We start from the raw sequence: 19,237 nt of genomic DNA, 5'->3' as shown, positions 1-19,237 counted from the left end.
CGACTCCGTCCGGCCGAGCGCGCGCCGACCGCCCGCCGGGATGCCACGGCCGAACGGTTCACCGTCGGCGGCGATCTGGCGAGGTGGGCGGTCCGGTAACCTCGCTCGCGTGACGGACGCGAAAATGCCCCTACGGGCCAAGGTGGCCAGCTCCGTGTCACGGACCGCCGCGGCGCTCTCCCGGGCCGCCGGCCGTGGCGACGGTTCGGTGATCGGCGGGTGGATCGGGTTGAAGATCGACCCGGACCTGCTGGCGCACCTGTCGGCCGGCCGCGCCATCGCGCTGGTCTCCGGCACCAACGGCAAGACGACCACCACCCGGTTGACCGCCGCCGCGGTCGGCGTGCTCGGGCGGGTCGCCACCAACTCGTTCGGCGCCAACATGCCCAGCGGGCACACCTCGGCGCTGGCCAAGGCCGGCAGCACCCCGTACGCGGTGCTGGAGGTCGACGAGCACTACCTCGCCCAGGTGCTCGAGTCGACCGAGCCGCACGTGGTCGCGCTGCTCAACCTCTCCCGCGACCAGCTCGACCGCGCCAAGGAGGTCGCCATGATGGCGCAGCTCTGGCGCGCGGCCCTGGTCCGGCACACCGACGTACGGGTGGTGGCCAACGCCGACGACCCGATGGTGGTGTGGGCGGCCACCCCGCCGGCCGACCCGGCCCGCGGCATCAGCCCACCGCACGTGACCTGGTTCAGCGCCGGCCAGCGCTGGCACGACGACTCCTGGGTCTGCCCGGAGTGCGGCTCCACCATCGCCCGCTCCGGCGAGCAGTGGTGGTGCACCGGCTGTGCGCTGCGCCGCCCGGAGCCGCACTGGGTCGTCGAGGACGAGGGAGTGCTCGACCCCACCGGGGCCTGGCACAAGGTCTCCCTCCAGCTACCCGGCAAGGTCAACCTGGGCAACGCGGCGACCGCGCTGGCGGTGGCGGCCGAGTTCGGCGTACGCCCCGTCGACGCGGTGAGCCGTCTCGGCATCGTGACCTCGGTCGCCGGCCGGTACGCGCAGGTCGACCGGGACGGCCGCAACATCCGGCTGCTGCTGGCGAAGAACCCGGCCAGCTGGCTGGAGGCCTTCGACATGGCCGACGAGGCGCCCACCCTGCTCTCCATCAACGCGCGTGACCCCGACGGGTTGGACACCTCCTGGCTGTTCGACGTCGACTTCGCCCCGCTCCGCGGCCGGCAGGTGTTGATCACCGGTGACCGGGCATACGACCTGGCGGTTCGGCTGGACGTCAACGACGTGCCCTTCCAGCACGTCCGCACGTTCGACGACGCCGTCCGGGCGGTACCGCCCGGCCGGCTCGAGGTCATCGCGAACTACACCGCGTTCCAGGACATCCGAGCGGAGTTGGACCGTGTCAACTGAGAGCCTGCGTATCGTCTGGATCTACCCCGATCTGCTGTCCACCTACGGTGACCGGGGCAACGCGCTGATCCTGGCCCGGCGGGCCCGCCAGCGCGGCATGCCGGTCGAGGTGCTGGAGGTCCGCTCCGACCAGCAACTGCCGTCGACGGCCGACATCTACCTCGTCGGCGGCGGCGAGGACGGCCCGCAGGCGCTGGGCGCGCAGCGGCTCATCGCGGACGGCGGTCTGCACCGGGCGGTCGCACAGGGCTCGGTGGTCTTCGGTGTCTGCGCCGGTTACCAGCTGCTCGGGACGTCCTTCTTCGCCAAGGGCGTGCAGTGCCGCGGCCTGGAACTGCTGGACCTGCGGTCCGACCGGGGCGAGAGCCGGGCCGTCGGCGAGCTGGCCGGCGAGATCGACCCTCGGCTGGGCCTGCCGCCACTGACCGGTTTCGAGAACCACGGTGGCCGTACCCACCTCGGCCCGGAGGTCGCCCCCCTGGCCCGGGTCACCGCCGGGATCGGCAACGACGGCGCCACCGAGGGCGCCTGGCGCGGCAAGCTGCTCGGCACCTACTCGCACGGTCCCGCGCTGGCGCGCAACCCGGCCCTGGCCGACCTGCTGCTGCGCTGGGCCACCGGGGCACACCAGCTCCCGCCGCTGGACGACACCTGGCCCGACCGGCTCCGCACCGAGCGCCGTTCAGCGGTGGCCGCCGCCCGGGCATGATCCACGCTGTCCGGCGGCTGCTCCGGCAGCCGTCGGCCGCCCGGTTCGCCCTGCTGGTCGCGCTCATCGGCGGCTGCGGGCTGCTGCTGCTCCTGGCGCCCCGCCCGGACCCGGCGCGGCTACCGGCGCTCGCCGACCAGCTGGGCGACCTCGCCCCGGTGGCGGCGATCCTCGGCGGCGCGCTGCTCCTGGTCGCGTTGGTCCCCCGCACCTTCGTGACGCTCGCCGCGGGCGCGATCTTCGGCCCGCTGGAGGGCGCCGCGTACGCCCTGGGCGCGGCGTTGGTGGCCGCGGCGATCGGGTTCACCGTCGGCCGGCTGCTCGGCCGGGAGTTCGTCGCCGAACGGGTACGCGGTCGATTGGCCCGCCTCGACGGTTGGTTCGCCCGGCAGAGCGTGTTCGGCGTGGTCACCGTCCGGCTGCTGCCGATCGCGGGGTTCGGCCTGGTCAGCTACGGCTACGGCACGACCGGCACGCGGGTGTTGCCGTTCCTGGCCGGCAGCGTGATCGCCTCCGCGCCGACCGCGTTCGGCTACGCGGCGATCGGCGCGGCGGTCAGCTCACCCGGTCACGTCAACTGGTACGCCGCCGCTCCCGCCAGCCTCGGCCTGATCGCCAGCCTCGTCCTCGTACACCAGTGGTGGCGCGCCAACCGCCACCGCCGCTCCACCCCAACCTGACCCCCGCGCCCCGCCCGCGCCCGCGCCCGCGCCCGCCGATCTTGCACTTTCTGTCCCGACAAACCGTCGCATAAAGGGGTGGAATGTCGAGCGAAACTGCAAGATCGACGGGGCGGAGCGGGGCGACAGGGTGGGGTGGGGGTCAGGCGACGACCGAGACCATCCGGCCCTTGACCACGATGACCTTGCGGGGTTCCCTGCCGGCCAGCGTCGCGGCCACCGCCTCCAGGGCCGCCGCGCGGACGGTCTCGTCGGCGGCGTCGGCGGGCACCTCGACGCGTCCCCGGACCTTGCCGTTGACCTGCACCGGGTAGGTCACCGTGTCGGCCACCAGCAGCGCCGGATCGGCCACCGGGAAGTCCGCGTACGTCAGCGAGGTGTCGTGGCCCAGCTTGCGCCACAGCTCCTCGGCCAGGTGCGGGGCGAACGGCGCCACCATCAGCACCAGCGGCTCGGCCACCTCGCGGGGCGTCGCCGACAACCCGGTCAGCCCGTTGGTCAACTGGATCAGCTTGGCGATCGCGGTGTTGAACCGGATGCCCTCCATGTCGCCACGGACCCCGTCGATCACCGTGTGCAGCAGCCGGCGGGTCGTCTCGTCAGCCGGGTCGTCGGTGACGCGCACCTCGCCGGTCTGCTCGTCGACGACCGCCCGCCAGACCCGCTGCAGGAACCGGTACGAGCCGATGACCGCCCGGGTCTCCCACGGGCGGGACACCTCCAGCGGGCCCATCGACATCTCGTACACCCGGAAGGTGTCCGCGCCGTACGCCGCGCACATGTCGTCGGGGGTCACCACGTTCTTCAGCGACTTGCCCATCTTGCCGTACTCGCGGTTGACCACCAGGTCTTCCAGGTAGTACGCGCCGTCGCGCTCGACGACGTCCTCGGCCTGCACGTAGCTGCCCCGCGAGTCGGTGTACGCGTACGCCTGGATCATGCCCTGGTTGAACAGCTTGCGGAACGGCTCGAACGACGACACGTGACCCAGGTCGAACAGCACCTTGTGCCAGAACCGCGCGTACAGCAGGTGCAGCACGGCGTGCTCGGCGCCACCGACGTACAGGTCGGTGCCGCCGCAGTCGCCCTCGCCGCGCGGGCCCATCCAGTACCGCTCGTTCTCCGCGCTGACGAACCGCTCGGTGTTGGTCGGGTCCAGGTAGCGCAGCTCGTACCAGCAGGAGCCGGCCCACTGCGGCATCACGTTGGTCTCGCGGGTGTAGCGCTGCGGCCCGTCACCCAGGTCCAGCTCGACTTCGACCCAGTCGCGGCGACGTGACAGCGGGGTCTCCGGGTTGGAGTCGGCGTCGTCCGGGTCGAACGTCTTCGGGGAGAAGTCGTCCACCTCGGGCAGCTCGACCGGCAGCATCTCCTCCGGCAGGGCGATGGCCGCGCCGGTGGAGTCGTACACGATCGGGAAGGGCTCACCCCAGTAGCGCTGCCGGGAGAACAGCCAGTCCCGCAGCCGGTAGGTCACCGCGCCGGTACCGTGTCCGTTGGCCTCCAGCCACCCGATGATCGCCGCCTTGGCGTCGACGACCCCCAGGCCGTTCAGGTCCAGGCCGCGCTCGGGCGCGGCGCTGTTGATGGCCGGGCCGTCGCCGGTGTACGCCTTGCCGTCGAAGCCCTCCGCCGGCTGCACGGTCCGCACGATGGGCAGCTCGAAGACCTCGGCGAACGCCCAGTCCCGCTCGTCCTGCGCCGGCACCGCCATGATCGCGCCGGTCCCGTAGCCGGCCAGCACATAGTCCGCGACGAAGATCGGGATCTGCCCGCCGGTGACCGGGTTCGTGGCGTACGCGCCGACGAAGACGCCGGTCTTCTCCTTGGAGTCGGACTGCCGCTCGACGTCGGTCTTCGCGGCCGCGGCCCGGCGGTACGCCTCGACGGCCTCGGCGGGGCTGGCGTGCCCGCCGGTCCAGGCGTCCCGGGTGCCCTGCGGCCAGGCGGCCGGCACCAGGGCGTCGACCAGCTCGTGCTCGGGCGCCAGCACCACGTAGGTGGCCCCGAAGATGGTGTCCGGACGGGTGGTGAACACCCGGATCGGCGCCTCCGCCGTGGCGAAGTCGATGTGCGCGCCCTGCGACCGGCCGATCCAGTTGCGCTGCATCAGCTTGATCGGCTCGGGCCAGTCCAGGCTGTCCAGGTCGTCCAGCAGCCGGTCACCGTACGCGGTGATCCGCATCATCCACTGCTTCAGGTTGCGCTTGAAGACCGGGAAGTTGCCCCGGTCGGAGCGGCCGTCGGCGGTGACCTCCTCGTTGGCCAGCACGGTGCCCAGCCCCGGGCACCAGTTCACCGGCGCCTCCGAGACGTACGCCAGCCGGTGGTCGTCGACGACCTGGCGACGCTCGGCGACGCTCAGCTCGGCCCAGGACCGGCCGTCCGGGGTCGCCCGGTTACCGCCCTCGAACTCGACGATCAGCTCGGCGATCGGACGGGCCCGGCCGGCGTCCCGGTCGTACCAGGAGTTGAAGATCTGCAGGAAGATCCACTGCGTCCAGCGGTAGAAGTCAGTGTCGATGGTCGACACCGAGCGCCGCTCGTCGTGCGCCAGCCCCAGGCGGCGCATCTGCGCCTTGTACCGCTGAATGTTTTGCTCGGTAGTGGTCCTGGGGTGGGTGCCGGTCTGCACGGCGTACTGCTCCGCGGGCAACCCGAACGCGTCGAACCCCATCGCGTGCAGCACGTTGTGCCCGGCCATCCGCTGGTAACGGGCGTAGCAGTCGGTGCCGATGTAGCCCAGCGGGTGGCCGACGTGCAGGCCGGCGCCCGACGGGTACGGGAACATGTCCAGCACGTACAGCTTCTGCGCGTCGAAGCGCGGGTGGCTCGGATCGGCCAGCGGACCGGTCGGGTTGGGCGCGTGGAAGGTGCCCTCGCGTGCCCAGGTGTCCTGCCAACGAGTCTCGATCTCGTCGGCCATGGCCGCGGTATACCGGAACGGGGGGATGTCGCCCGCCGGTGCGGCTGCCTTGCTCATCGTCTCTCCTCGCTTCGCTTCGCTTCGTCTCGGCACCGCCGGGCCGGACCGGCGGCGGGCACAAAAAAAGCCCCTCGCGCAGGAGGGGGCCGCCGTGCTGTCGCGCGCTCAGCGCATCAGCACGGCCCGATAAGAAGCAGGAAGACTCCGGCCATATCCGGCAGTCTACCCCCTCACCTGCGGCATTAATGCGTCCGTCAGCGCGCCCGCACCGATCCCCCGACTCGGCGAATATCCATCCGTAACCGACGGACTACCTGCGGGGGTCGGCGATAACGACAAACATGGTTAGCCTGAGAGGCCAGTGAGCTCCCTGCGGCAAACGAGGCTCGGCGTCGCATACCCAACGGCGGGTCCAGGTGCTCTCGACAGAGCTGCCGTGACGGCGACGAGGAGGAGGCCCGTGACACAACAGACCTGGGACGAGGTGGGCGGCCTGTTGCCGCACGACGAGTTCCGCGCCGCCAGCGAGGCCATCGTGGCCAACATCGAGCAGGTCATCGAGGGAAAGACCGCCACCGTGCGGCTGGCCCTGGCTGTGCTGCTCGCCGAGGGCCACCTCCTCATCGAAGACGTCCCCGGCGTCGGCAAGACCAAGCTGGCCAAGGCCCTCGCTCGGTCCATCGACTGCACGGTCCGCCGGATCCAGTTCACCCCCGACCTGCTGCCCAGCGATGTCACCGGCGTCAGCGTCTACAACCAGGAGACCCACGACTTCGAGTTCCGGCCGGGCGCGGTCTTCGCCAACCTGGTGGTCGGCGACGAGATCAACCGGGCCTCGCCGAAGACCCAGTCCGCGTTGCTGGAGTGCATGGAGGAACGGCAGGTCACCGTCGACGGCGTGACCTACCAGCTCCAGACCCCGTTCATGGTCATCGCCACCCAGAACCCGATCGAGATGGAGGGGACGTACCCGCTGCCGGAGGCGCAGCGCGACCGGTTCACCGCCCGGATCGCGATGGGTTACCCGGACGCCGGCGCGGAGCTGGCGATGCTCGACGGCCACGGCGCCACCGACCCGCTGCACGAGTTGCGTCCGGTCTCCGACGCCGACATGGTCCGGCAGCTCATCGCCACCGTCCGGCAGGTGCACGTAGCGGACGCGGTCAAGCAGTACGCGGTCGACCTGGTCACCGCCACCCGTGAGGCCCACGACCTGCGCCTCGGCGCGTCCCCCCGGGCGACGCTGCAACTGCTGCGCACGGCCCGGGCGGTCGCCGCGCTGGAGGGCCGCGACTACGTCCTGCCCGACGACCTGCAGGCCCTGGCGGTGCCGGTGCTGGCGCACCGGATCATCCCGACGGCCGACGCGCAGCTCGCCCGGCGGACCACCGACGCGATCGTCTCCGAGCTGGTGCACCGGCTGCCCCTGCCGCACGACCGTCAGCGCAACCCGTACGACACCCGGCCCGCCACCGGCAACGGCCGCGCGCCCTACGAGCCGCGGAGGCCGTGACGTGCGTGCCGGGCTGCGCGGGCTGACCACCCGCGGGCGCTCGTTCCTGGCCGCCGCGGTCGCCGCGGCGGTCTCGGCCGTCATCCTGGGCGAGAAGGACCTGCTCCGGGTGGCCCTGCTGTTGGCCATCCTGCCGCTGCTGGCCGCCGCCTACGTGGGTCGCAGCCGCTACAAGCTGGCCTGCAACCGCTCGCTGGACCCGCACCGGGTCCCGGTCGGGGCCAACTCGAGGATCGTGCTGCGCCTGCAGAACCTCTCCCGGCTGCCCACCGGCACCCTGCTGCTGGAGGACCGGCTGCCCTACGCGCTGGGCAGCCGGCCCCGCGTCGTGCTGGAACGGCTCGGCGCGCAACAGGCCAGCTCCGTGGCGTACACGGTCCGCGCGGACGTGCGCGGTCGCTACGACGTGGGTCCACTGGTGGTCCGGATGACCGACCCGTTCGGTCTCTGCGAGCTCACCCGCTCCTTCCCCAGCACCGACCACCTCACGGTCATCCCGCAGGTCACCCCCCTGCCGTCGGTCCGGCTCCCCGGGGAGTACGCGGGCAGCGGCGACAGCCGGGCTCGTTCGGTGGCGGTCCACGGCGAGGACGACGCGGCGACCCGGGAGTACCGCCGGGGCGACGACCTGCGTCGGGTGCACTGGAAGTCCACGGCGCGCACCGGCGAGCTGATGGTGCGCCGGGAGGAGCAGCCCTGGGAGAGCCGCGCCACCGTCGTGCTGGACACCCGGGCGTACGGCCACCGGGGTGACGGGCCGACAGCGAGCTTCGAGTGGGCGGTCTCGGCCGCCGCGAGCATCGCCGTACACCTGCGCCAGGCCGGCTACAAGCTGCGCCTGGTCACCGGCTCGGGGGTCGACGTGGACGCCTCGGAGGGCGGTGGCGACGGCGTGCTGCTCGACCATCTGGCCGAGGTGCGGTTGGACCAGCGGGCCGACGTCACCGGGCTGGTGCAGCGGGTGCGGCAGCGCGCCGACGGCGGGCTGATCATCGGGCTGTTCGGCGCGGTGAGCGTCGCCGAGGCCGAGCTGCTGGCCGGGCTGCGCGGCAACGGCGCGACGTGTGTGGGTTTCCTGTTGGACAGCTCCACCTGGCTCAGCCTCCCCGAGAAGGCTCGCGCCGAGGCGGAGCACGCGCACGGCGCCGCCGTGCTCACCATGGTGCGCAGCGGCTGGCGCGTGGTCGGCGCCGACCACGGCAGCCGACTGCCGGCGCTGTGGCCGCAGGCGGGCCGCGGTTCCCAGGGCTTCGCCCTGCGGGCCGCGCTGGCCGAGACGGTCGCTGGCCGCGTGCGATGAACGGAAGGTCCCCCTCATGATCGCCAGCCGGAACACCGGTCTGGTCGCGGCCGCCGCGACGCTGCTCGCCGCCGCGCCGCTGTCGGCCATCTTCCAGACCTGGACGTGGCTGATCCAGTGCGCGATAGCGGTCGCCGTGGTGGCCGGGGTCGCCGCGCTGACCCGGCTCGTCCGCGCGCCGCTCTGGGGCCAGGTGCTCGGCATGCTGGCCGCCCTGCTGCTCGCGCTGACCTGGCTGTTCCCGAGCGGCAGCGAGCTGCTGGCCCTCCTGCCCACGCCGAGCACGATCGGGCACTTCGCCGATCTGCTCGCCGGTTCGGCGCAGGACATGCGCTCGTACGGCGTCGAGGTCCCGGACACCGATCCGCTGCTGTTCATCACCGTGCTCGGCGTCGGCGGGGTGGCCGTGCTGGTGGACGTACTGGCCGTGGGACTTCGCCGGCCGGCGCTGGCCGGGCTGCCGATGCTCGCGATCTACTCGGTGCCGGTCGCCGTCTACGTGGACAGCGTTCCCCCACTGCCGTTCGTGGTGGGCGCCGCCGGTTACCTGTGGCTGCTGGTGACCGACAACATCGACCGGGTGCGTCGGTTCGGGCGGCGGTTCACCGGCGACGGCCGGGACGTGGACGTGTGGGAGGCGTCGCCGCTGGCGTCCGCCGGACGTCGGCTCGCCGTGGTCGGCGTGGTGCTGGCCGTGGTGCTGCCGCTGGCGGTGCCCGGCCTGAGCGGTGGGCTGCTCGACCGGATCACCGAGGGCACGGGTAACGGCACCGGCAACGGTCGGGGGGTGGGTGGCTCGTCCGGCCGGATCGACCTGTTCGCGTCGCTCGCCGGCCAGCTCAACCAGTCCGAGGTGGTGGACCTGGTCAAGGTGACCACGTCGGAGCAGACCCCGTTCTACCTGCGCTACGCGGTCGCCGACGAGCTGCGCCCGAACGGTTTCCAGGCCCGCGCCGCGAGTGGCCGGCCAGCCAACCGCGATCTGCCCGACCCGGGCGAGCGGGTCGGGCCGGGGGTGCAGCAGGCCGAGTACCGGGCGACCGTCGAGGTGACCAAGAGCCTCAGCATGTCCCTGATGCCGGTGTACGCCGAGCCGGTGCGCACCCAGGACCTGAACAGCAACTGGCTGTACGACCCCAACCAGCAGATCGTGTTCTCCAACCGGGAGAGTTCGCGGGGGCGTAAGTACTCGTTCGACTACATCCGCTCGACGTACACCCCGGCGACCCTGCGGGCCGCGAAGTCGCTGCCGGCCGAACACCCGCTCCGCCGGCAGCAGACCGCCACCCCTGGGCCGGTGCCCGAGGTGGAGGAGCTGGTCCGAGGGCTGATCCAGGGCAAGCGGACCGACTACGACCGGGTGCTGGCCATCTACCAGCACTTCTCCGCGAACAACGGGTTCACGTACCGGTTGAGCACCGCGAGCGGCAGCAGCGGCCAGGACATCGTGAACTTCCTGACCAACAAGGTCGGTTACTGCCAGCAGTACGCCGCCGCGATGGCCTGGCTGGTCCGGTCGGCCGGCATCCCGGCGCGGGTCGCGTTCGGGTTCACCAACGGCAGCAGGCGCGACGGCGACACGTACACGCTGACGAACCTCAACCTGCACGCCTGGACCGAGGTCTTCTTCGACGGGATCGGCTGGGTGCCGTTCGACGCCACCCCGGCGTCCGGCGTTCCCGGCTCCACCCGATCGGCCTGGGCGCCGGACACGGACGCCCCCGAGCCGTCCACTCCGGAGGCCGGCGCCACGGACAGCCCGAGCGGCGCGGACTCGTCGGCCGAGCCGACCGGCCCGGACAACGCCGACCGGGACACCGACTCCGGGCTCTCGCTGGGGGATTCGCGGCCGACTGAGCGGGCGCCGGTGTGGCCGTGGTGGCTGGCGGCCGTACTGGCGCTGGTGGCGCTGCTGGCGGTGCCGGCGCTTCGTCGGCGGGCGCTGCGTCGGCGGCGGGCCGGCCGGGCGGACGTCGCGGCTGCCACCACCGCTGTGGGCGACGGGCCGCCGACCGACGACACGCGGGTGATGGTGGTCGAGGCGGACCCGGGTCGCGCTCGCGCCGACGCCCACGCCGCCTGGGCCGAGTTGCTCGACACGCTCGTCGACTACAAGGTACGGGTGGACCTGACCGAGACGCCCCGGGCGACCGCGGACCGGCTGGTCCGGGACGCTCTCCCCGACGACGCCGAGGCCGTCGGGGCGGCGCGGCTGCTCGGCCGCGCCGAGGAGCGGGCCCGGTACGCGCGGGCTCCGCTGACCGGTGAACCGTTGCCGTCGGCGCTCCGCGCGGTCCGTGGGGCGCTCTCGTCCCGGGCGGATCGACGGACCCGGCTGCTCGCCGCCGTGTTGCCGCCCTCGGTGCTGCTGCGCTGGCGGATCGCACTGGCGGACTCCTCCGGCCGCCTGGTGGCGCTGACCACGCGGATGCGCTACCGGCTGCTGCGCTGGAACCCGCGCCGGTTGCTGGCCGATCGAGCCGCCCGCTGACCGACGCCCGCCAGCGCGCTGCGGCGGCGCCCCGGCCTAACGACGGGGCGCCGCCCCAGTAGCAGGTCCCAGTAGCAGGTCCCAGTAGCAGGTCCCAGCCCCAGCCCCAGCCCCAGCCCCAGCCCCAGCCCCAGCCCCAGCCCCAGCCCCAGCCCCAGCCCCAGCGATCTTGCACTTTCTGTCGCGACATAAGGGGTATCCCACTCATACGGACGACAGAAACTGCAAGATCGGCGCGATCTCGGAGGGACGCGCGGCGCGGGGCGCGGGGCGCGGGGCGCGGCGGCGCGGGGCGCGGCGGCGCGGGGCGCGCGAGCACGGCGGCGCGGGGCGCGGGGCGCGATGTTCGGGGCATGACGGAGCGACGGCGGCCATCGGGGGTGTCCCGATGGCCCGCTCGTCGCGGTGGTCGGCCCGCCTCAGCGGCGGGACGCGCTCAGCGGTGCCCCTCCGGGCGCTGCCGCCATCGGTCTTCCATCCGGTCCAGGATCGACCGTCGGCGACCGGACCGGCCACCGCGGGGACGACGACTCGTCGTGCCACCCACCACGTGCAGGTCGGGTGACTGCGCCCGCCGGTGCGACTGCACCGCGAACGCGGCCGACGCCAGCATGACGACGAAGCCCGCCACCGCCAGCGGTGGAGTCTTGATCACCGCGCCGTAGACCAGTAGGGCCAAGCCAGCGATGATCACGCCGGCTGCGACGAGCAGGCGACGCCGCGCGTGGAAGCGCGGATCGCTGGCGCGCACGGCCGAGGCGAATTTGGGGTCCTCGGCAAGCGACCGCTCGATCTGCTCGAACAGCCGCTGCTCGTGCTCCGAGAGCGGCACGGCACTCCTCCCCGGTCACGTTGGTCGGCCCACTCGGGCCGACAGACCGTGGCAGCCAACCGGCTGCTTACCCGCAAGTCTACGAGGGGGGTCGCGCGTCGGAAAGCGGGACGACCTACGGGTGGGGTGGATTTTCCTTTCGATGAGCGTCACGGTCGGCTAACAGACTGGCCGGACCTATGACGGACCGCCCGAATCGGGCAGCGGCGGCGTCCGCGGCGGCTTCCGCCTCCCGCCAACCACGCTCGGGCGCGCCGAGGGTGAGCTGTCGGGGCGCGCCCTGCGCCGAGGTGAGCCCCTCCACCCGGACACCGACGAGGCGGATCCGCTCAGCCGGGTCCAGCGCGGTGTAGAGCGCCCAGACCGTGTCGAACATCTCCCGGGCCGTGTCGGTGGGTACGTCGAGGGTGCGGGAGCGGTTGACGGTGCGAAAGTCGGCCAGTCGTACCTTCAGGGTGATCGTGCGCCCGACGTGGCCGGCGCTGCGCAGCCGGACGCCGACCTTCGCGCTGAGCGCGAGCAGGGTACGGCGGATCTCCGTCGGGTCCGCCACGTCGGCGTCGAAGGTCACCTCGGCGCCGATCGACTTGTCGACGTGTTCGGGACTGACCCGGCGCGGGTCACGCCCCCACGCCAGCTCGTGCAGGTGCGCCGCGGACGCCGCGCCCACCGCTCGGCGCAGCATGCCCACCGGGGCCTCGGCGAGGTCCCCCACGGTGGCCAGACCCAGCCGACGCAGCGTCTCGGCGGCCCGCTCCCCCACCCCCCACAGCGCGTCCACCGGGAGCGGGTGCAGGAAGTCGAGGACCTGCCCGGCGGGTACGACCAGCAGGCCGTCGGGCTTGGCCCGGGTGGAGCCGAGCTTGGCCACGAACTTGCTCGGCGCCACCCCGACCGAACACGTCAGTCCCTGCTCGTCGGCGACCCGCTGGCGGATCAGCCGGGCGATGGTGGCCGGCGGGCCGAACAGCTTGCGGGCGCCCCTGACGTCGAGGAACGCCTCGTCGAGGGAGAGCGGCTCGACCAGCGGGGTGACGTCCCGGAAGATCTGCATGACCGCCCGCGAGGCGGCCGAGTACGCGGCGAAGTTCGGCGGCAGGTAGACGGCGTGCGGGCAGAGGGCTCGGGCCCGGGAGGTCGGCATGGCGCTGCGCACGCCGTAGCGGCGAGCCTCGTAGCTGGCCGAGCTGACCACGCCACGCGAGCCCACGCCACCCACCACGACCGCGCGGCCGCGCAGCTCGGGTCGGGCGCGCACCTCCACCGAGGCGAAGAACGCGTCCATGTCGACGTGCAGGATGCCGCTGGCGGAGTCGTCGGCGTCCGGCCCGAAGCGCGGATCACCGCCTCGGGGCAACGACTGACTGCGGCCCATCGGTGCAGGTTATCCCCGAGGTACGACACCAGCACCGGCCGGCTGGCCGGACCGCGCCCCGGTCAACCCCGCACGACCAGCAGCGGCACGGTCAGCTCGGCGGCGGTGTCCGCCCCGTGGTACGCGACCAGCTTCGACACCTTCGGCGGTTCGGTGCGGCTGGCCAGGACGGCGTACGTGTCGTTGCAGGTCACCACGACGTCACCGATCCGGCCCAGGTGCTCCTCGGGCACCGGCCCGAACCAGCCGGTGGCGACCACCTCCGCGCGGGTACGCACCCGGGCCGCGTCGCCGAGCACCGCCGACCAGGCGGCCACCACGTCGTCCACCGCTCCCGGCTCGGTGTGCAGGTAGCGCACCCGGGCCTCGCCGGCAACCACCCGCAGGCCGTCGCGCAGCCGTGGATCGGTGTCCAGGTCGAAGCGGTGCGCGACGGGGATGTCGAGTTGCCCGTGGTCGGCCGTGACCAGCAGCGCCGCGTCCGGCGGTAGCCCGTCGACCAGCCGGGCGAGCAGCAGGTCCACCTCTGCGGCGGCGCTTCGCCACGGCGCCGAGTCGACCCCGCTGAGGTGCCCCTGCCGGTCGAGGTCGGGGTGGTAGCCGAAGACCAGGGTTGGTCCGTCGCCGGCGGACAGCGCGGCGCGCATGGCGGTGGCCAGCTGGTCCGCGCCGGCGGCGCCCCGGAAGTCGCCGCCCCGGTTGGCGGCCAGGGTCAACCCGCTGCCGCCGTACTCCGGCCGGCTCACCACCGTCGTCGCCACCCCGGCGGCCCGGGCCCGTTGAAGCTGGGTGGGCACCGGCTGCCAGCGCAGCGGCGACGGGTCGGCGGCCCAGTCGGTGTGGGTGAGTACCCGGTCGGTGCCGGGCACCCGCACCGTGAAGCCGAGCACCCCGTGCGCGCCGGGCGCGACGCCGGTGCCCAGCGTCACGAGGCTCGTCGGGGTGGTGGACGGGAAGCCGGCGACGAGGGGCCGACCCACCGTCGCGGCTAGCCCGGCGAGCGTCGGCGCGTACGGGGCGGCGGTCGGCACCTGGTACCAGCCGAGCCCGTCGACGAGCAGGACGGCGATCCGGCGTACCCCGGCCAGCGCGGGCGTCAGGCCGAGCGGGTCGGGCGAGCCGGGCACGCCCAGTACGGCGAGCGCGCTGGGCAGCACGTCGGCGATCCGTCCGCCGGTTCGATCGGGTGCGAGGACCGCCAGCGGCGGGTCGAGGCCGGTCACCGGACCGCTGGCAGCCGGTGTACGCCCGTCGGCGGTCAGCTCGGGGCCGGACGAGCCGGCCGACGTACCCCCGTCGACGGGCCGGACCGGACGGGTCATGCCGGTCGGCGGGCGAACAGGTGCAGTTGGGCGGCCAGATCCCGGTAGGGGGGCTGAGCGGCCAGGGCCAGTTCCAGCTCGACCAGGGCCGCGGGCTGCCCGTCGGAGACGGCGGCCGGCAGCAGGTCGGCGAGCACGCGTACCCCGTGGATGTCCTCGACCTCCAGCCCGGCGGCGGTGAGCAGCGCGACGGCCTCGGGGGCGTCGTAGCGGCGGCGCAGGGTGTCGCGCGGCCCGGCGCTGCCGGCCGGGTCGGCGGCCACCGACGCCGCGACGTCCAGATGCCCGTTCATGGCGCGGCCCAGCACGGCCGCCGCCCGGCCGGCTACCAGCACGCTCGCCGCGCCGCCGGGGCGCAGCGCGGTGGCCAGCGCGGCGACCACCGGCGTCGGGTCGTCGACGACCTCCAGGACTGCGTGGCAGAGCACCAGGTCGACCCCGGCCGGCTCGACCAGCCCGGCGAGGGCGTCGCCGTCGCCCTGCACGGCGACGACCCGATCGGCGACCCCGGCCTCGGCGGCCCGGCGGGTGAGCGCGGCGAGCGCGTCGGGGCTGGCGTCGACCACGGTGACGCGGTGCCCGGCCCGGGCCAGCGGGACGGCGAAACCGCCGGTGCCCCCGCCGATGTCCAGCACGGTCAGCTCGGCGTCGCCGCGCCGGTCCAGCTCGGCGCGCAGCACCGACCAGATCACGGCGGTACGGGGGGTCAGCGGCGGCGCGGCGAACCGGCCTCGGGTCTGCTCCACCCGGTCGAGCCTAGTGGTCAGGACTGGGTGCCCTCGACCGCGTCCTCAGCCCGGGATCGACGCTCGTTGGCGACCGGACCGTTTGTCACCTCGTACTCGCGGGGGTCGGTGAGGTGCGACGGCATCCAGCCGGCACCCAGCCGGGTCCGCCGGACGTTGGCGATTCCGCCACCGGTGTACGCGTGGTTTCCCATCACTTGTCAGTCCCCCTCACGGATCACGGGCCGCTCTGCCCGCTCAGGAGGAGTCTCCCGCTCCGCGGCGACAGAAACCGTAATGTGGATCACTGTTCAGCGGAAGTCGCGGGAGGCGGGACTGACCGGCGGCTCGATGGCGTCCAACCGGTCGGCGACCAGGTTGGTCACTCCCTCGTGGCGTTGCAGTCGTCCCCGGACCACCAGCGCGGCGCTGGTGCGGGCCACCCGCCGATAACGCTGCCACAGACCCGGCGAACAGGTCACGTTCAACATCCCGGTCTCGTCCTCCAGGTTGAGGAAGGTCACCCCACCAGCGGTCGCCGGGCGCTGTCGATGGGTGACGATGCCACCGACCCGGATCCGCTGGCCCGGCTCCACCCGGCCGAGCCGGGCGATCGGCACCGCCCCCAGCACGTCGAGCTGCCCCCGGATGAACCGGGCCGGATGGCTCTCCGGCGACAACCCGGTGGCCCACACGTCCGCTACCAGCCGATCCACGGCCTCCATGCCGGGCAGCGTGGGCGCCGTCGCGCCGGTCACCGTGCCGGGCAGCCGGCCCGGTCGGTCCTGGGCCGCCGCGCCGGCGGCCCACAGCGCCTCCCGCCGGGTCAGCCCGAAACAGGCGAAGGCGTCCGCGGTGGCCAGCGCCTCCAGCTGCGCGGCGGTCAGTCCGACCCGCCGGGCCAGATCCGGCATGTCACGGTACGCCCCACCGGCCGTCCGCTCGGCCTCGATCCGCTCGGCCACGTCCGATCCGAGGGTACGTACGCTGGACAGCCCCAGTCGGACGGCCGGACCGCCCAGCCCCCAGGCGTGCGGCGGCTCCCCCGGCTCGCTGCCCCACCGGGTGTCCGGGGTGGACTCGAGCACCGCCAGAGCACCGCTGGCGTTGATGTCCGGACGGCGGACCTCCACCCCGTGCCGGCGGGCGTCGTCGACCAGGGTCTGCGGCGAGTAGAAGCCCATCGGCTGGGCGTTGAGCAGCGCCGCCAGGAACGGGGCCGGGTGGTAGCGCTTGAGCCACGAGCTGGCGTACACCAGGTAGGCGAAGCTCATCGCGTGGCTCTCCGGGAAGCCGTAGCTGGCGAACGCGGTGAGCTTGCGGTAGACGTCGTCGGCCAGCTCGCCGGTGATGCCCCGCTCGGCCATCCCGGCGTAGAGCCGGTCGGCGATGCGGGTCATCCGCTCGACCGACCGTTTCGCGCCCATCGCCCGGCGCAACTGGTCGGCCTCGGCCGCGTCGAAACCGGCCAGGTCGATGGCGAGCTGCATCAACTGCTCCTGGAACAGCGGCACCCCCAGGGTCTTCTCCAGCGCGTTACGCATCAACGGGTGGGCGAAGGTCACCGGCTCCTGACCGTTCTTACGCCGGATGAACGGGTGCACCGAACCGCCCTGGATCGGGCCGGGACGGATCAGCGCCACCTCGACCACCAGGTCGTAGAACTCGCGGGGCTTGAGCCGCGGCAGGGTGGCCATCTGGGCGCGGCTCTCCACCTGGAACACCCCGACCGAGTCCGCCCGGCAGAGCATGTCGTAGACCTCGGGATCGTCAAGCGTCATGTCGCCGAGATCCAGCCGGGACCCGATCATGTCGTAGCCGTAGTGCAGGGCGGAGAGCATGCCCAGGCCGAGCAGGTCGAACTTCACCAGGCCCACGGCGGCGCAGTCGTCCTTGTCCCACTGCAGGACGCTGCGTCCGGGCATCCGCCCCCACTCCACCGGGCAGACCTCGATCACCGGACGGTCACAGATCACCATCCCGCCCGAGTGGATACCCAGGTGCCGGGGGAACGTCTGCAACTCGTTGGCGTACTCCACCACCTGCTCCGGGATGCCCTCGACGTCGACCGTGGCGACCGAACCCCACCTGTCGATCTGCTTGCTCCAGGCGTCCTGCTGACCGGGTGAGAAGCCGAACGCCTTGGCCACGTCCCGCACCGCGGACCGGGGCCGGTAGGAGATGACGTTGGCGACCTGGGCGGCGTGCTCCCGGCCGTAGCGGGTGTAGACGTGCTGGATCACCTCCTCCCGCCGGTCGGACTCGATGTCCACGTCGATGTCCGGCGGGCCGTCCCGCTCCGGGGCGAGGAACCGCTCGAAGAGCAGCCGGTGCCGGACGGCGTCCACGTTGGTGATCCGCAGCGCGTAGCAGACCGCCGAGTTGGCCGCCGAGCCCCGGCCCTGGCAGTAGATGTCCTTCTCGCGGCAGAACGAGACGATGTCGTAGACCACCAGGAAGTAGCCGGGGAAGCCCAACTCCTCGATCATGTTCAGCTCGTGGTCGAGCTGCGCGTACGCCGCGGGGTGCGCCTGCGGCGGACCGTAGCGCTCCCGGGCGCCGTCGGCGGTCAGCTTGCGCAGCCAGCTCATCTCGGTGTGCCCCGGCGGCACCGGGTACGCCGGCAGCTGCGGCGCGACGAGTTGGAGGTCGAAGGCCAGTTCGGCGCCGAACTCGGCGGCCCGCGCCACCGCGCCCGGGTACGCGGCGAACCGCGCCGCCATCTCCGCGCCGCTGCGCAGGTGGGCGGTGGCCGCCGCGGGCAACCAACCGTCGATCTCGTCCAGGCTGCGCCGGGCCCGCACCGCGGCGACCGTGGTGGCCAACCGCCTCCGGCCGGGACTGGCGTAGTGCACGTTGTTGCTGGCCACCGTCGGCAGCCCGGCCGCGGCGGCCAGCTCGGCGAGCGCGTCGTTGCGGTCGGCGTCGACCGGATGACCGTGGTCGGTCAACTCCACCGCCACCGTCTCCGCGCCGAAGAGCGCGGTCAACCGGTCCAGCTCGCGGGCCGCCGCGTCCACCCCCTCGGTGAGCAGCGCGCCCGGCACGTGCCCCTTGCGGCAGCCGGTCAGCACCAGCACGTGGTCGCGCAGCTCGGCGGCGACCTCCTCCAGCTCCCCGTAGACCGGGCGGCCCTTCTCCCCGCCGCGTAGCTGGGCGCGGGCGATGGTGGTGGCCAGCCGGGCGTACCCCTCATGGCCGTGCGCCAGCACCAGCAGGTGCGCGCCGTGCGGGTCGGGTTCGCCGTTCTGCGGGCCCGGTAGCCCGAGGGACAGCTCCGCGCCGAAGATGGTCGGCAGGCCCAGCGTACGGGCCGCCTCGGCGAACCGGACCACCCCGTAGAAGCCGTCGTGGTCGGTGACGGCCAACGCGGTGAGCCCCAACCGGGCCGCCTCCTCGGCCAACTCCTCGGGGTGGCTCGCGCCGTCGAGGAAACTGAAGTTGGTGTGCGCGTGCAGCTCGGCGTAGGGCACCACGCCGTCGGGACGGGCAAGCTCCGGCGGCTCGTACCGCTCGCGGTGGCGACTCCAGGCCGGCGAGTCACCGCCGTCGGCGTCCACGGCGAGCGGATCCACCACGTGCAGGTGCCGCTCGGCGCGCGGCCGTCCGCCGCCGGCCCGGCCGGAGAGCACGCTCTCCAGCTCCGACCAGGGCATCTTCGGGTTGTGAAAACTCATCCGGCCACCCCGGCCACGCTGGCGGCGCTGGCGGCGCTGGCGGCGCTGGTCCGTCCGACGCTGGCCGAGACGTTCCAGGCGTCGCTGGCGTTGGCGTTGGCGCTCCCCGCCCGCGGCGAGAGGTGCGATGAGCGTGATGACTCACAGGCATCAAGATGCCGGTGAGTCATCACGCTCATGAGGACATCTGCTCTCCGGCCAGCGCCGGGCCGGCCAGCGCCGGGCCGACCAACACCGGACTCGCCGACACCGAGCCCGCCGACGCCGCGCCAGGCGACGCCGCGCCAGGCGACACCGGTCAGGGGCCGATCTGAC

The 19,237-nt window shown here is 73.2% G+C and carries 15 protein-coding genes; 8 read left to right on the top strand and 7 right to left on the bottom strand.

Features of this window, described 5'->3' with window-relative positions:
• Positions 1-124: 124 nt before the first annotated feature.
• From AB0I89_RS16915 to AB0I89_RS16905, 3 genes are read left to right on the top strand one after another with little or no spacing between them, the layout of a single operon-like run.
• Positions 125-1,372, top strand: a complete 1,248-nt coding sequence (locus AB0I89_RS16915; protein WP_357127327.1) for a MurT ligase domain-containing protein — start codon at positions 125-127, stop codon at positions 1,370-1,372.
• Complete coding sequence (locus AB0I89_RS16910; RefSeq protein WP_357126932.1) at positions 1,362-2,081, top strand: glutamine amidotransferase; 720 nt, start codon at positions 1,362-1,364, stop codon at positions 2,079-2,081. Before AB0I89_RS16915 ends, AB0I89_RS16910 begins: the two co-directional genes overlap by 11 nt.
• On the top strand, positions 2,078-2,761 hold the full coding sequence (locus AB0I89_RS16905) for a VTT domain-containing protein (protein WP_357126929.1): 684 nt from the start codon (positions 2,078-2,080) through the stop codon (positions 2,759-2,761). Before AB0I89_RS16910 ends, AB0I89_RS16905 begins: the two co-directional genes overlap by 4 nt.
• Positions 2,762-2,903: 142 nt before the next feature.
• Here the strand turns inward: AB0I89_RS16905 and leuS are convergent, their stop codons facing one another.
• Positions 2,904-5,744, bottom strand: coding sequence for a leucine--tRNA ligase (gene leuS / locus AB0I89_RS16900; RefSeq protein ID WP_357126926.1), 2,841 nt, complete (start codon positions 5,742-5,744; stop codon positions 2,904-2,906).
• Positions 5,745-6,147: 403 nt separating this feature from the next.
• Between leuS and AB0I89_RS16895 the strand changes: the two genes are divergently transcribed.
• Genes AB0I89_RS16895 through AB0I89_RS16885 form a run of 3 tightly spaced genes read left to right on the top strand, consistent with a single transcriptional unit; the run spans position 6,148 to position 10,991 of the window.
• Positions 6,148-7,200, top strand: a complete 1,053-nt coding sequence (locus AB0I89_RS16895) for a MoxR family ATPase (protein WP_357126923.1) — start codon at positions 6,148-6,150, stop codon at positions 7,198-7,200.
• A 1-nt stretch (position 7,201) separates the two neighbouring features.
• Positions 7,202-8,500, top strand: coding sequence for a DUF58 domain-containing protein (locus tag AB0I89_RS16890; protein WP_357126920.1), 1,299 nt, complete (start codon positions 7,202-7,204; stop codon positions 8,498-8,500).
• A 16-nt stretch (positions 8,501-8,516) separates the two neighbouring features.
• Complete coding sequence (locus AB0I89_RS16885) at positions 8,517-10,991, top strand: transglutaminaseTgpA domain-containing protein (protein ID WP_357126917.1); 2,475 nt, start codon at positions 8,517-8,519, stop codon at positions 10,989-10,991.
• 436 nt (positions 10,992-11,427) lie between these two features.
• Here AB0I89_RS16885 and AB0I89_RS16880 read toward each other — a convergent pair whose 3' ends face one another.
• The 6 genes from AB0I89_RS16880 to AB0I89_RS16855 form a co-directional block, all read right to left on the bottom strand.
• On the bottom strand, positions 11,428-11,823 hold the full coding sequence (locus AB0I89_RS16880; RefSeq protein ID WP_234590673.1) for a DUF3040 domain-containing protein: 396 nt from the start codon (positions 11,821-11,823) through the stop codon (positions 11,428-11,430).
• A gap of 115 nt (positions 11,824-11,938) precedes the next feature.
• Positions 11,939-13,198, bottom strand: a complete 1,260-nt coding sequence (locus tag AB0I89_RS16875) for a DNA polymerase IV (RefSeq protein WP_357126912.1) — start codon at positions 13,196-13,198, stop codon at positions 11,939-11,941.
• Positions 13,199-13,260: 62 nt separating this feature from the next.
• Positions 13,261-14,520: a nucleotide pyrophosphatase/phosphodiesterase family protein gene (locus tag AB0I89_RS16870; protein WP_357126909.1), complete on the bottom strand. Its 1,260-nt coding sequence runs from the start codon at positions 14,518-14,520 to the stop codon at positions 13,261-13,263.
• Complete coding sequence (locus tag AB0I89_RS16865) at positions 14,517-15,287, bottom strand: methyltransferase domain-containing protein (RefSeq protein WP_357127324.1); 771 nt, start codon at positions 15,285-15,287, stop codon at positions 14,517-14,519. The genes AB0I89_RS16870 and AB0I89_RS16865 overlap by 4 nt, the downstream gene beginning before the upstream one ends.
• Positions 15,284-15,463, bottom strand: coding sequence for a hypothetical protein (locus AB0I89_RS16860; protein ID WP_355049450.1), 180 nt, complete (start codon positions 15,461-15,463; stop codon positions 15,284-15,286). Before AB0I89_RS16860 ends, AB0I89_RS16865 begins: the two co-directional genes overlap by 4 nt.
• A 93-nt stretch (positions 15,464-15,556) precedes the next feature.
• A complete protein-coding gene (locus AB0I89_RS16855) occupies positions 15,557-18,922 on the bottom strand; it encodes an error-prone DNA polymerase (protein ID WP_357126905.1) in 3,366 nt (1,121 codons plus the stop codon).
• Between AB0I89_RS16855 and AB0I89_RS16850 the strand changes: the two genes are divergently transcribed.
• The gene (locus tag AB0I89_RS16850) at positions 18,911-19,087 is read left to right on the top strand and encodes a hypothetical protein (protein WP_357126902.1); all 177 of its coding nucleotides are present in this window, start codon (positions 18,911-18,913) and stop codon (positions 19,085-19,087) included. The genes AB0I89_RS16855 and AB0I89_RS16850 overlap by 12 nt on opposite strands.
• On the top strand, positions 19,084-19,236 hold the full coding sequence (locus AB0I89_RS16845) for a hypothetical protein (protein ID WP_357126899.1): 153 nt from the start codon (positions 19,084-19,086) through the stop codon (positions 19,234-19,236). Before AB0I89_RS16850 ends, AB0I89_RS16845 begins: the two co-directional genes overlap by 4 nt.
• The last annotated feature ends 1 nt before the right edge of the window (position 19,237 follow it).

Origin of the sequence: Micromonospora sp. NPDC049801 (assembly GCF_040656575.1) — a bacterium.
Lineage (GTDB): Bacteria > Actinomycetota > Actinomycetes > Mycobacteriales > Micromonosporaceae > Micromonospora.
The sequence above is the reverse complement of the archived record's forward strand: the minus strand, read 5'-3'. Positions and strand labels throughout refer to the sequence as shown.

What these genes read in the sequence shown, in the direction of transcription:
- AB0I89_RS16915 (WP_357127327.1), top strand. Translation starts at nt 125, where the DNA reads ATGCCCCTACGGGCCAAGGTGGCCAGCTCCGTGTCACGGACCGCCGCG.
- AB0I89_RS16905 (WP_357126929.1), top strand. Translation starts at nt 2,078, where the DNA reads ATGATCCACGCTGTCCGGCGGCTGCTCCGGCAGCCGTCGGCCGCCCGG.
- leuS (WP_357126926.1), bottom strand. Translation starts at nt 5,744, where the DNA reads ATGAGCAAGGCAGCCGCACCGGCGGGCGACATCCCCCCGTTCCGGTAT.
- AB0I89_RS16885 (WP_357126917.1), top strand. Translation starts at nt 8,517, where the DNA reads ATGATCGCCAGCCGGAACACCGGTCTGGTCGCGGCCGCCGCGACGCTG.
- AB0I89_RS16875 (WP_357126912.1), bottom strand. Translation starts at nt 13,198, where the DNA reads ATGGGCCGCAGTCAGTCGTTGCCCCGAGGCGGTGATCCGCGCTTCGGG.
- AB0I89_RS16870 (WP_357126909.1), bottom strand. Translation starts at nt 14,520, where the DNA reads ATGACCCGTCCGGTCCGGCCCGTCGACGGGGGTACGTCGGCCGGCTCG.
- AB0I89_RS16855 (WP_357126905.1), bottom strand. Translation starts at nt 18,922, where the DNA reads ATGAGTTTTCACAACCCGAAGATGCCCTGGTCGGAGCTGGAGAGCGTG.